This is a genomic window from Sphingomonas sp. 66-10 (assembly GCF_001897045.1).
GTDB classification, from domain to species: domain Bacteria; phylum Pseudomonadota; class Alphaproteobacteria; order Sphingomonadales; family Sphingomonadaceae; genus Sphingomonas; species Sphingomonas lycopersici.
On sequence record NZ_MKRR01000031.1, the window covers coordinates 13,649 to 26,087 of the forward strand.

Sequence of the window (12,439 nt, forward strand, 5' to 3'; positions counted from 1 at the left end):
CCCCGGCGCCAAGTCTTTGCTGTTCAAGCTGATGACGCGCTACATTTTCGACATTCCGTGGCGCTTCAAGACCAAGCGCTCGCGCCGGCTGACCGGGGGCAATGCGCTGATCGGGCGGCTCAAGCTGTCGCTCGACCAGAAGGGCGTGCCTTTGTGGCTCAACGCGCCAATGGTCGAGCTGCTACGCGAGAACGGCCGCATCACCGGCGCGATCGTCGAGCGCGACGGGCAGAAGGTGACGGTGCGCGCGCGCAAGGGCGTGGTGCTGGCGAGCGGCGGGTTCGATCACAATCTCGCGCTGCGCCAGAAATATCTCCCCGGCCCAACCGGCGACTGGAGCGCGGGCGTGCCGACCAACACCGGCGACGCCCTCGCGGCGGGCACCGCGGTCGGCGCGGGCACCGATCTGCTCGATTCGGCGTGGTGGGGACCCGGCTTCATGCTCGAAGGCGAGGATCGCGCGCGGATCATGTTCGTCGAGCGCGCCCTGCCCTCGTCGATCATCGTCAACCAGGCGGGCAAGCGCTACATGAACGAGGCGGCGTCTTACCACGTCGCCGGCGGCGAAATGCATCGCGCCAACAGCCCCGAGGGGCCGACCGTGCCGAGCTGGTTCGTGTTCGATGCGCGGTATCGCGGCAAATATATGCTCGGCCCGATGATGGCCGGGAAGCCGAGCGCCGACAAACGCATCCCCGCAGCGATGCGCAAGATCCTCAGGAAATCGGACACGATCGAGGGGCTGGCGCGCGAGATGGGGGTCGATCCGGCGGCCTTCTCCGCTGCGGTGGCGCGCTTCAACGGCTTTGCGGTGAAGGGCGAGGACCCCGATTTCCACCGCGGCGTCTCGGCCTATGACCGGCATTACGGCGACGCCTCGGTCTCGCCCAATCCGACGCTGGCGCCGATCGAACAGGGGCCGTTTTACGCGATCCCGATCTATCCGTGCGATCTCGGCACCAACGGCGGGCTCTCGACCGACGCCAATGCCCGGGTGCTCGATACCGAGGGGCGGCCGATCGACGGGCTTTATGCGATCGGCAATGCATCGGCGGCGGCGATGGGCCGCACCTATCCGGGCGCGGGCGCGACGCTCGGCCCGGCGATGACCTTCGGCTGGCTCGCCGCGCGCCACGCGACCCGGGTCAACCAGTGACGCTCGCCCCGACCGACCTGATCCTCTCCGCCGGCAGCATGATGTCGGTGCCGGTGCTCGATCGGCTGCGCCCGGCGCGCGAGGCGGGGTTCGCCGGGGTCTCGCTGATGGGGGCGGATTATCAGCAGATGGTCGCGAGCGGGGTGAGCGCGGAAGACCTGCGCGAGCGCGCCGCCGACGAGGGGCTGGTCGTCACCGAGGTGGAGGGCATTTATCTCGGGCTGCCGGGGCGCGAGCCCGGCCCGACGATGCCGGCGTCGCTCGCGCAATTGCTCAAGGGGATGGATGCACCGCGTTATCTGGCGGTGGCGGTGGCGGCGGGCGCCTCGTCGATCACCGTCATCGACATGTTCGACGGCGCGGTCGATATCGATCAAGCCGCCGAGGCCTTCGCCGACATCTGTGATCGGGCGCGCGATCTGGGGCTCACCGTCCAGCTCGAATATGTCGTCGGCGGGGGCATCGCGACCTATGCCGACACCTGCGAGGTCATCCGGCGCGCGGGCCGCGGCAACGGCGGGCTGATGATCGACAGCTGGCATCTGTTCCGCGGCAATGTGACGCTCGACGAACTGGCGCGCACCCCCGGCGACCGCGTGTTCGGGGTCCAGATCAACGACGGCCCGCCGCCGACCGACGCCGATCCGCTGCGCGAAATGACCAAGGGCCGGCTGATGCCGGGCGAAGGCATTTTCGATCTCGTGGGCATGATCCGCACGTTGGACGCGATCGGCAGCAAGGCGCCGATCTCGATCGAGGTCTTTTCCGATACGCTGTCGGCGCTCCCCGCCGACGAAGCCGCGCGGCGCTGCGCCGAGACCACCCGCGCGACGCTGCACAAAGCAAGGGGCTGATACGCATGACGGACACTCTTGGCGCGGTCGTCGTCGGCACCGGCTTCGGGCTGTTCACGCATGTCCGCGCGTTGCGCGATGCGGGGATCGAGGTCCGCGCGATCGTCGGGCGCGATCGCGCGCGCACCGCCGAGCGCGCCGCGCCGCTCGGCATCCCGCATGTCGCGACCAGCCTTGCCGAAGCGCTCGCTGCCGATGCGTCGATCCGGCTGGTGACGGTCGCCACCCCGCCGCACACGCATTTTCCGATCGTGATGGAGGCGATCGCCGCCGGGCGGCATGTGCTGTGCGAAAAGCCCTTCGCCAAGGATCTCGCCGAGGCGCGCGCGATGCTGCGGGCGGCGGAAGCGGCGGGCATCGTGCATATGCTCGGCGCCGAATTCCGCTTCGATACCGCGCAGGCGCTGCTCGCGCGGGTGGTGAACGACGGGATGATCGGCGAGCCGCAGCATTTCCAGCGTTTCTATTTCCAGCCCGGGTTGCAGGACCCGACCGAGCCGCTGTCGCCCTGGTGGGAGGATGCCGCGCAGGGCGGCGGGTTCCTTGGCGCGTTCGGCGCGCATATGATCGATCAGGTGCGCACCACTTTGGGCAAATTCCGCCGGGTAAGCGGAATGCTGCAAAAGCTCGCGCCGGGGCGGCCGACGATGACCGCCGACGATTGCTACAGCTTCCAGTTCGAGCTCGCCAACGGCGCACAGGGGCTGATCGCCGCGGGGATGGCGATGCCGGGGCCGCTGGTCATGTCGACCCGCGTCGTCGGCAGCGAAGGCGGCGCATGGATCCAGAGCGGCAATGCGTTCGGCGAGCCTGAGCAGGTGTGGGTCGCGCGGGGCGGCGAGGCGCGGCAGATCGAGACGCCGGCCGATCTGGTCAATCCGCCCCCTACCCCCTTCCCGATCGGCGAATTGGTGCAGACCGAGCAGGATCGTTGGCACAGCCAGGGCTTCGACGTCGCGCCCTATACCCGGCTGTTCGGCGAGATGAAGGCGCGGATCGAGGGCCGCGCGGTCGACAGCCGCGAGCACGCCGCCGACTTCCGCGACGCCGCCGCCGGACAGGCGGTGCTCGACGCGGTGCGCCGCTCGGCCGCCGAGCGACGCTGGGTCGATGTGGAGGCGGTATGACGGTCAAGACGATCGCGCTGCTCAAGGCCAAGCCGGGGGTCAGCCGGGCTGAGTTCATCGCTTATTATGAGGCGAACCACGCACCGCTGGTTCGCTCGCTGATGCCGGGGATCGTCGATTACCGGCGCAATTATCCCGAGGCCGAAGGCGCGTTCGCGTTCGCCGAGACGCCGCCGTTCGACTACGACAGCGTCACCGAGATCTGGTACGCCGACCGCGCGAGTTACGACGCGGCGATCGCGGCGGTGTCACAGCCCGAAGCGGCAGCACGGCTCGCGGCGGATGAGGAGAATTTCATCGACCGCGCGAGGACCCGGATGTTCGTAGTCGAGGAACGGCGCAGCGAGATCTGAACGGCAAAGTTCACAAAGTTCACACGAGTGACGATCGGCGGGAATTGGGCTCCGGCTCCAAGTATTCCGGCTAATACAATAAGTTACCGTCATGCCGGGCTTGACCCGGCATGACGGTGTCGGTTCAGCGATTCACCGCGCCATATACCCCCCGTCCACCGCGAGCGGGTGGCCGGTGATGAAGCTCGCTTTGTCCGAGCAGAGGAAGATCACCGCATCGGCGATCTCCTGCGCGCGGCCCATCCGCGCCATCGGGGTCATCTGATCGAGCACGGCGCGGCCCTGCGGGTCGGCGGCGATCGGGGCGGTCATCGGGGTTTCGATCACCCCGGGGCACACCGCGTTGACCCGCACCCCCTCCGCGGCGAAGCGCAGCGCGGCGGAGCGGGTGAGACCGATCACCGCGTGCTTGCTGCCGCAATAACCCGCACCGCCCGCGCCCGACAGGCCGGCGATCGACGAGGTGTTGACGATCGCGCCGTTGTTGCGCGGCGCCATGTGACGCAATTCGGCGGCCATGCACAGCAGCACGCCGCGCTGGTTAATGTCGATCGTCTTGTCATAGGCGCCGACATCGCCCCACGGCGTATCGAGCATCTCGAGCGTGACGCCGGCATTGTTGAACGCGCAGTCGAGCCGCCCCCAACGCGCCACCACCGCATCGACCGCGGCATTGACCGCCGCCTCGTCGGTCACGTCGAGCGCGATCGCAAAGGCCTCGCCGCCCGCGGCGTTGATCTCGTCGGCGACCGCATCGGCGCCGCGCAGATCGGCGACCGCGACCTTCGCGCCTTCCGCCGCGAAGGACAAAGCGGTGGCGCGGCCGATCCCGCTGCCGCCGCCGGTGACGAACGCGGTTTTCCCTTCGAACAGGCCGGCCATCATCGCTCTCCTTTGTAGGTTCGTCATTCCCGCGGAGGCGGGGATCCATTCGCGCAGGTCACGGCAAGAGTCGCGAAGCCAGCCAGAATGGATTCCCGCCTCCGCGGGAATGACGGATGCTTGTCAGATAATCTCGAACAGCCCAGCCGCGCCCATCCCGCCGGCGACGCACATCGATACGACGACGTAGCGCACCCCGCGGCGCTTGCCCTCGATCAGCGCGTGCCCCGTCAACCGGCTGCCGGTCATCCCGAACGGGTGACCGATCGCGATTGCGCCGCCGTTGACGTTGATCTTGTCGGGATCGATCCCGAGCTGGTCGCGGCAATAGAGCGCCTGGCTGGCGAACGCCTCGTTCAGTTCCCACAGCCCGATATCGTCGACCGTCAGCCCGGCGCGCTCGAGCAGTTTCGGCACCGCGAACACGGGGCCGATCCCCATTTCGTCCGGCCGGCAACCCGCAACCTGGAAACCGCGATAGACGCCGAGGATCGGCAGCCCCTCGCGCTCGGCGGTGGCGCGGTCCATCACGATCTGCGCCGAGGCGCCGTCGGACAGCTGGCTGGCGTTACCGGCGGTGACGAACTTGCCTTCCTTGACGAACTCGCCGTCCTTCCACACCGGCTTCAGCCCGGCGAGCGCCTCGTAGGTGGTGCCCGCGCGCACACCCTCGTCGCGGTCGAGCGTCACCGTCTCGGTGCCGGCCTTGCTGCCGTCCTTTTCGTAGAGCTGCTTTTCGATCGTGATCGGCACGATCTCGTCGGCGAACTTGCCCGCGGCCTGCCCGGCGGCGGCGCGCTGCTGGCTCTCCGCGCTGAACCGGTCCTGCGCCTCGCGGCTGACATTGTAGCGCTCGGCGACCAGTTCGGCGGTCTCGATCATCTGGATATAGATCGTCGGATCGGCCGCCTTGGCCGACTTGTTCTGATAGCGCGGCGCATCCTTGGTGATCGTCATCGAGATGCTCTCGACCCCGCCCGCCAGCACGACATCGTTATCGCCCGCGATGATCGAGCGCGCGGCGAGCGCGATCGCGTTGAGCCCCGACGAGCATTTGCGATCGAGCGTCATCCCCGCGACGCTTTCGGGGATGCCTGCCACCAGCGGGGTCAGGCGGCCGACGTTGGCCGCCTGCGTCAGCCACTGGTTGCCGACCCCCATGATCACGTCATCGATCCGCGCGGGATCGATCCCGGCGCGCTCGACCGCCGCCTTGGCGACATGGCCGGCGAGCGCGGGCGCCTCGGTCATGTTGAAGGCGCCGCGATAGGCCTTGCCGATTCCGGTGCGAGCGGTGGAGACGATAACGGCTTCGCGCATGTCTTATCCTTCAAATCCGTGCATGTTGGCCGGGCCGAAATAGGCGCGCATCTCGATCACCTTGCCGTCTTCGTTGAAGCGGAAGGTGTCGATCACGTCGACCCGCTTCTCGCCGCCGTAGTTGAGCGTCACCGAGAAAGCGAAAGCGGCATAATCGCTCGCGGTGCGCACCGGGCCTTCAAGCTTGAGCTTGGCGCCGGTCGCCATCGAGGCGGTGTAGAAGGTGCGGATCGCCTCCAGCCCGCGATGCGCCGGCGAACCGATCGGATCCTCGACCGTCGCATCCTCGGCGAACAGCGCGACCACGCCTTCGGGATTCTGATTGGCGAAGGCGTCGATATAACTCTCGACGACGCGCACCTTGTCTTCGTGGCTCAACATCTTGTGCTTACTCCGGGAAATAGCGGCTGATCGTATCGACGACGCAGGCCGGCCTGTCGCTGCCCTCGATCTCGATCGTGACGCGCACGATCGACTGGACCGCGCCCTTCACCTCCTCGACCTTGACCAGCTCGCCCACCCCGCGAATGCGCGAGCCGACCGGGACCGGGGCGAGGAAACGCAGCCGATCGGCACCGACATTCACCGCATGCGCGAAGCCGCGCACCTCGACGAGCTGCGGCAGGAAATAATTGGCGAGGCTGAGCGTCAGATAGCCGTGCGCGATCGTCTTGCCGAACGGGCCCTGCTTCGCCCGCTCGGTATCGACGTGGATCCACTGATGATCGCCGGTCACGTCGGCGAAGCCGTCGATCCGGTCCTGCTCGATTGGGAGCCAGTCGGTCGGGCCGAACTGCCGCCCCTCCTGCCCGATCAGGTCGCGCGGCGACGCGAAGACCGCCGGCCCGCTCATGCGCGCTGGCTGGAGACCGAGACGGTCTCCCCGGTCATATAGCTCGACAGATCGGAGGCGAGGAAGATCATCACGTTGGCCACTTCCCACACCTCGGCAGGACGGCCGAACGCCTCGCGCGCGCTCAGCTCGGCGAGCAGATCGTCGCTCGTCACCTTGGCGAGAAAGGCGTGCATCGCGATCGACGGCGCGACCGCGTTGACCCGCACGTTATGCTCCGCCGCCTCGACCGCCGCGCAGCGCGTGAAGGCCATCACGCCCGCCTTGGCAGCGGCATAATGCGCCTGCCCCTTTTGCGCGCGCCAGCCGAGCACCGAGGCGTTGTTGATCATCGCCCCCGACTTGCGGGCATACATGCCCGGCAGGAAGGCGCGGGTCATCCGCATCACGCTGGTCAAGGTCACGTCGAGCACGCGCGACCATTGATCGTCGGTCATGTCGACGATCGGCACTTCGCCACCCAAGCCGGCGTTGTTGATCAGCACGTCGACATGCCCGAGCGTGTCATGCGCCGCATCGCGCAGCCGCTGGACATCGGCCTCGACCGTCACGTCGCACAATATCGTCGCGGGGCGCGGGGTGCCGGTTTCCGCGGCGATGCGGTCGGCGGCCTCGCCGAGCCGGCGCTCGTGATAGTCGCTGATCAGCAGCTTCGCGCCCTCCTCGGCGGCGCGCTTGGCGACCGAATAGCCGATGCCGGTGCCGGCGGCGGCGGTGACGACGACGGTCTTGCCGGTGAGCAGCCCGCGCGGGGTGGGATAGACCGGGAGGATCATGCGCCGGTTCCATAGACCGGCTTGGCCGGGTTGCGCCGCGCGACCAGATCGCCGACGACCGCGCCCACCTCATCGGCGCGCAGCGCGCGGCCGACATTGGCCGACGTCGGGCCGTCGGTCCAGCCTTCGGCGAGGCGGATCGTGCCGCCGAACGGCTCGAACACCTGCCCCGTCACCGCCTGCGACTGCTCGCTCGCCAGCCACGCGACCAAGGGCGCGGTATTTTCGGGCGCATAAGGATCGAAGGCGGCTTCCTGCATCGAGGTCATCGTGTCGGCGAAGGCGGTCATCGTCATGCGGGTGCGCGCATTGGGCGCGAGCGCATTGGCGGTGATGCCATACCGCCCGAGCTCGGCGGCCTGGATCAGGGTCAGCGCGGCGATCCCGGCCTTGGCGGCGGAATAAGCGCTCTGCCCGATGCTGCCCTGCAAGCCGGCGCCGGAGGTGGTGTTGATGATCCGCGCATCGATCGCCTCGCCCGCCTTCTGCCGCGCGCGCCAGAAGTCTACCGCGTGGCGGCTGGTGCAGAAATGTCCGCGCAGATGGACCCGCGTCACCGCATCCCATTCCTCCGGGGTGCAGGAAACGAACATGCGATCGCGCACGAAGCCGGCGTTGTTGACCACCGCATGCAACGTCCCGAACGCGTCGAGCGCGGTCTGGACGATGCGCTTGCCGGCATCCCAATCCGCGACGTCGTCAGTGTTGGCGACCGCCTCGCCCCCCGCGCCGCGGATCTCGTCGACGACGCGTTCGGCCGCGCCCTTGGTCTCGCCGCTCTCGCCGTGCGTCCCGACGCCGAGATCGTTGACCACGACCTTCGCGCCCTCCGCCGCCAGCCCGAGCGCATAGGCCCGGCCGAGGCCGTTGCCCGCCCCGGTGACGATGACCACCCGTCCTTCGCAAATTCCCATTACAGCCTCTCGATAATCGTCACATTGGCCTGCCCGCCGCCCTCGCACATCGTCTGGAGGCCGTAGCGGCCGCCGGTGCGCTCGAGCGCGTTGAGCAGGGTGGTCATCAGCCGCGCGCCGGTGGCGCCGATCGGGTGGCCGAGCGCGATCGCCCCGCCCTGCACGTTGACCTTCTCGTGCGGCACGCCGAGTTCCTTCATCCACGCCATCGGGATCGATGCGAACGCCTCGTTGCATTCGAACAGATCGATATCGGCGATCGACATGCCCGCCTTGGCCAACGCGTGCTGGGTCGCGGGGATCGGGCCGGTCAGCATCCACACTGGATTGGCGGCGCGGACCGAGAGGTGGTGGATGCGCGCGCGGGGCTTGAGCCCATGCGCCTTCACCGCCGCCTCGCTCGCGATCAGCAGCGCAGCGGCGCCGTCGCAATTCTGGCTGGCGACCCCGGCGGTGACCGCCCCGCCCTCACGCACCGGCTTGAGCGCGGCGAGGCCCTCAAGGCTCGTCGCAGGGCGGATCGTCTCGTCCGCCTCCAGACCGGCAAGCGGCGCGATTTCGCGCTTGAACCAGCCGGCCTCGGTCGCGCGTTGCGCGCGGGCGTGCGATTCGACCGCGAACGCCTCCATCGCTTCGCGGCCGATGCCCCATTTGTCGGCGATCATCTCGGCCGACTTGATCTGGTTGACTTCCTCGTCGCCGTAGCGCGCGAGCCAGCCGGCCGAACCGAGGAACGGGCTGTCGAAGCCATAAGGCTGGCCGGCGAACATCGCGGCCGAGATCGGGATCGCGTTCATCGCCTGGCTGCCGCCGGCGACGACCAGATCCTGCGTCCCGCTCATCACCCCCTGCGCGGCGAAATGCACCGCCTGCTGCGAGGAGCCGCACTGGCGGTCGACCGTCACCCCCGGTACTTCCTCGGGCAGCCCTGCAGCGAGCCATGCAGTGCGGCCGATATCGCCCGCCTGCGGCCCGATCGTGTCGCAGCAACCCCAGACGACGTCATCGACCGCCTTGGGGTCGACGCCGGTGCGCTCGATCAGCGCCTTGATCGGGTGTGCGCCGAGATCGGCGGGGTGGACCCCCGCAAGCGTCCCCTTCTTGCGGCCGATCGGGGTGCGCACCGCGTCGACGATATAGGCTTCAGCCATGTGTCATTCCTGTCTCGAAACTCTGATCGGGGCCGATCGCCATCGCACCGCCGATCACGGCGTCGTCGAGGCGACGGAGGTGGAAGGCGCGGTCGCCCCACGCACCGGCGAGCGCCCAGGCGCGCTTCATCCAGTAATGGAGGTCGACTTCATAGGTGTAGCCCATCGCGCCGTGGACCTGGATCGCGGTCTCCGCCGCCTGCACCGCGGCGTCGGTCGCGGCGAGCTTGGCGTGGCTGACATGGACCCCGGCGCGCTCATGCCCGTTTTCCAGCGCATAGGCCGCGCGCCACAGCGCCGGCCGGGCGAATTCCAGCGCCACCGCGACGCTCGCGAGGTGATGCTTGATCGCCTGAAACCCGCCGATCGCCTGACCGAATTGCTCGCGATCCTTGGCGTAATCGGTCGCCAGCGTCAGCATCCGCTCGCCCGCCCCGACGAGCTGCGCCGCCGCGATCAGCGCGGCGTGATCGAGCATCCGCGCATCGGCCTCCGCGCGCGCCACCGCGAACAGCCGGCGGAGCGGATCGGCGCTTTCCAGCCGCTCGCCGGTCGCGCTGCCGCCGAGCACCAATCCGGCCTGATCGGCATCGGCGACCCATGGATTGACCGGATGCGCCAGCGCGACCTTGAGCTCGCCCGCGGCGATCGCCGCGAGCTGCGCCTCGTCGGCGATCAGTCGCGGCGCGACCAACGCGCTGTCGGCGACCGGCTCGGACACGTCGGCGCGGCCCAGCTCGACCGCGACCAGCGCCGCTTCGATCAGCCCCAGCCCGAGCCCGCCCTGCGCCTCGGGGACGATCAGCGCGGTCAGCCCCATCTCGACCAGCCCGCGCCAGATCACGGGATCGCGCCCGCCCTCCGTGTCGAGCCGGCGCAACACCTCGGCGCCGTGGGTGCCTTCGAGATAGGCGCGAACGCCGTCGCGCAATTCGATCTGTTCGTCGGTGAACGCGAAGTTCATCAGCCCGCCCCCAACCGCGGCAGACCGAGCAGCCGCTCGGCAATGATGTTGCGCTGGATCTCGTTCGATCCGGCGTAGATCGGCCCGGAGAGCGAGAAGATATAGCCCTCCAGCCATTGATTGACGCGCCCGCCGACCTCTTTCAGCTCGGCCGCCGCGCCCAGCAGGCTCATCGCGGTGCGATGCAAAGCGCGATCGAGCTCGGACCAGAAGATCTTGTTGAGGCTCGCCTCGGCGCCGATCTTGCCCCCGGCCATCACGGTCGAGGCGACCTTATAGGTGTTGAGCGCATAGGCTTCCGCCTCGGCCCACGCCTTGATCACCGCCTCGCGCGCGCTCGGCGCGGCATCGCGCTGATGCGCGCGATAGAGATCGACCAGCCGCTTCGCCGCCGCCTGAAAGCGCGCCGGGCTGCGCAGCATCAGCCCGCGCTCGAACCCGGCGGTGGCCATCGCGACATTCCACCCCTCGCCCTCGCCCGCGATGCGGTTGGCGGCGGGGACGCGGACCTCGTCGAAAAAGATTTCGGCAAACCCCGTCTCGCCGTGGAGCTGGCGGATCGGGCGGATCGTCACCCCCGGCGCGTCCAGGGGCACGAGGATGAAGCTCAGCCCCTTGTGGCGCCTCGACTCCGGGTCGGTGCGGAACAGCCCGAAGCACCAATCGGCAAAGGCCGCGCGGCTCGACCAGGTCTTCTGCCCCGAGATGACATAATCGTCGCCGTCACGCACCGCGCGCGAGCGGATCGCGGCCATGTCCGATCCCGCATTGGGCTCGGACCAGGCCTGCGCCCACATGATCTCGCCCTTCGCCATCGGCGTCAGGAAGCGCGCCTTCTGCTCGTCGGTGCCGAATTCCATCACCGTCGGGCCGAGCAGGAAGATGCCGTTCTGATTGGCGCGCAGCGGCGCCCCGGCGCGATAATATTCTTCCTCGAAGATCAGCCAGCGGATGAGATCGAGCCCGCGCCCGCCATAAGCCTCGGGCCAGGTGACCATGCCCCAATTGCCGCCGGCGAGCGTGCGTTCCCATTCGACATGCGCGTCAAACCCGGCACGCCCTTCGAGCGTCAGCAGCGGCTCCTTGGGGACATGCGCCTCCATCCACGCGCGGACTTCGGCGCGGAAGGCTTGTTGTTCAGGGGTGTAGGTGAGGTCCATCAGAACTTGGCCGCCCCCTTGTTCTCGACAAAGGCGTCGCGCGATTTCTGGCTGTCCTCGTGCATGTACATTTCGAGCGTGAAGCCCTGTTCGAAGCGATAGCCGTGATCGACGTCGCGCGGCTCGATGCCGTTGAGCGCCTCCTTGGCGATCACCAAAGCCTTACGGCTCTTCGACGCGATCACCGCGGCGAAGGCGCGCGCTTCCTCGTACAGCTTGTCGAGCGGCACGAGTTTCTCGATCGCGCCGATGCGATAGGCTTCCTCGGCCGGGATGCGCCCACCGGTAAAGAAGGCCGCGCGGACCTTCTGGATCGAGAACATGCGCTGGAGGTGGCTCGCCCCGCCCATCGCGCCGCGATCGACCTCGGGCAGCGAGAAGAACGCGCCCTCGGCGGCGATCACCACGTCGGAGGCGCCGCAGATGCCGATCCCGCCGCCGATCACGAAATTATGCACCGCGGTGACGACCGGCACCTCGCAGTTCCGCACCGCGCGGAAGGTGCGGTAATTGCCACGGTTGAGATCGACGATCCGCTCGGGATGCGCCTGCATCTCCTTGATATCGACCCCGCCGCAGAAACCCTTGCCCTCGGCGCGGATCAGCACGCAGCGCACGTCGGGGTTGCGCCCAAGCGTCTCGATGATGCCCGGCAGCTCGTTCCAGCCCGCGCTGTCGAGCGCGTTGACCGGCGGGTGATCAAGGATGACCTCGCCGATATTGTCGGCGACATAAGTGCGGATCGGCATCAGGCGGCTCTTTCGTTGGCGACGGTCGCGGTCAGCGCGGCGATGCGCGCCCGCGCCTCGCGCTCGATATCGGCGAGAAGTTCGGCACAGGTCGGCAAGGAAGTGATCCGCCCGGCGACGAGCCCGGTGGCCATCACGCCATGCTCGATATCGCCGTCGACCACCGCTTTCTGGATCAAG

14 protein-coding genes and 1 pseudogene are annotated in these 12,439 nt (G+C 68.3%); 4 read left to right on the forward strand and 11 right to left on the reverse strand.

Annotation, left to right across the window (positions count from 1 at the left end):
* The 4 genes from BGN95_RS03980 to BGN95_RS03995 form a co-directional block, all read left to right on the forward strand.
* Window positions 1-1,156 (forward strand): FAD-binding protein (locus tag BGN95_RS03980; RefSeq protein ID WP_286771681.1); only part of this gene is annotated, 1,156 nt, incomplete at its 5' end.
* Window positions 1,153-2,010, forward strand: coding sequence for a sugar phosphate isomerase/epimerase family protein (locus BGN95_RS03985; RefSeq protein WP_286771682.1), 858 nt, complete (start codon window positions 1,153-1,155; stop codon window positions 2,008-2,010). The genes BGN95_RS03980 and BGN95_RS03985, both read left to right, overlap by 4 nt.
* Window positions 2,011-2,015: 5 nt before the next feature.
* Entirely contained in the window at window positions 2,016-3,137 is a 1,122-nt protein-coding gene (locus BGN95_RS03990) for a Gfo/Idh/MocA family protein (RefSeq protein ID WP_286771683.1), read from the forward strand.
* On the forward strand, window positions 3,134-3,490 hold the full coding sequence (locus BGN95_RS03995) for an EthD domain-containing protein (RefSeq protein ID WP_265313155.1): 357 nt from the start codon (window positions 3,134-3,136) through the stop codon (window positions 3,488-3,490). Before BGN95_RS03990 ends, BGN95_RS03995 begins: the two co-directional genes overlap by 4 nt.
* Window positions 3,491-3,622: 132 nt before the next feature.
* Here BGN95_RS03995 and BGN95_RS04000 read toward each other — a convergent pair whose 3' ends face one another.
* From BGN95_RS04000 to BGN95_RS04050, 11 genes and pseudogenes are all read right to left on the reverse strand, one after another.
* A complete protein-coding gene (locus tag BGN95_RS04000; RefSeq protein WP_265268622.1) occupies window positions 3,623-4,372 on the reverse strand; it encodes an SDR family NAD(P)-dependent oxidoreductase in 750 nt (249 codons plus the stop codon).
* 123 nt (window positions 4,373-4,495) lie between these two features.
* Window positions 4,496-5,692 (reverse strand): acetyl-CoA C-acyltransferase, encoded by a 1,197-nt coding sequence (locus tag BGN95_RS04005; RefSeq protein WP_286771684.1) that lies wholly within the window; start codon window positions 5,690-5,692, stop codon window positions 4,496-4,498.
* A gap of 3 nt (window positions 5,693-5,695) precedes the next feature.
* Window positions 5,696-6,073 (reverse strand): nuclear transport factor 2 family protein, encoded by a 378-nt coding sequence (locus BGN95_RS04010; protein WP_179511095.1) that lies wholly within the window; start codon window positions 6,071-6,073, stop codon window positions 5,696-5,698.
* Window positions 6,074-6,080: 7 nt separating this feature from the next.
* On the reverse strand, window positions 6,081-6,545 hold the full coding sequence (locus BGN95_RS04015) for a MaoC family dehydratase (protein ID WP_286771685.1): 465 nt from the start codon (window positions 6,543-6,545) through the stop codon (window positions 6,081-6,083).
* The gene (locus tag BGN95_RS04020) at window positions 6,542-7,321 is read right to left on the reverse strand and encodes an SDR family oxidoreductase (protein WP_265268621.1); all 780 of its coding nucleotides are present in this window, start codon (window positions 7,319-7,321) and stop codon (window positions 6,542-6,544) included. Before BGN95_RS04020 ends, BGN95_RS04015 begins: the two co-directional genes overlap by 4 nt.
* Window positions 7,318-8,235 (reverse strand): SDR family oxidoreductase, encoded by a 918-nt coding sequence (locus tag BGN95_RS04025; protein WP_286771686.1) that lies wholly within the window; start codon window positions 8,233-8,235, stop codon window positions 7,318-7,320. The genes BGN95_RS04020 and BGN95_RS04025 overlap by 4 nt, the downstream gene beginning before the upstream one ends.
* Complete coding sequence (locus BGN95_RS04030; protein WP_179511091.1) at window positions 8,235-9,386, reverse strand: acetyl-CoA C-acetyltransferase; 1,152 nt, start codon at window positions 9,384-9,386, stop codon at window positions 8,235-8,237. Before BGN95_RS04030 ends, BGN95_RS04025 begins: the two co-directional genes overlap by 1 nt.
* A complete protein-coding gene (locus BGN95_RS04035; RefSeq protein ID WP_286771687.1) occupies window positions 9,379-10,350 on the reverse strand; it encodes an acyl-CoA dehydrogenase family protein in 972 nt (323 codons plus the stop codon). Before BGN95_RS04035 ends, BGN95_RS04030 begins: the two co-directional genes overlap by 8 nt.
* The gene (locus BGN95_RS04040) at window positions 10,350-11,510 is read right to left on the reverse strand and encodes an acyl-CoA dehydrogenase family protein (protein ID WP_265313159.1); all 1,161 of its coding nucleotides are present in this window, start codon (window positions 11,508-11,510) and stop codon (window positions 10,350-10,352) included. The genes BGN95_RS04035 and BGN95_RS04040 overlap by 1 nt, the downstream gene beginning before the upstream one ends.
* Window positions 11,510-12,259, reverse strand: a complete 750-nt coding sequence (locus BGN95_RS04045; RefSeq protein WP_265313160.1) for an enoyl-CoA hydratase family protein — start codon at window positions 12,257-12,259, stop codon at window positions 11,510-11,512. The genes BGN95_RS04040 and BGN95_RS04045 overlap by 1 nt, the downstream gene beginning before the upstream one ends.
* Window positions 12,259-12,439 (reverse strand): annotated as a pseudogene (locus BGN95_RS04050) (nitronate monooxygenase); the annotation flags it as partial. The gene BGN95_RS04045 and the pseudogene BGN95_RS04050, both read right to left, overlap by 1 nt.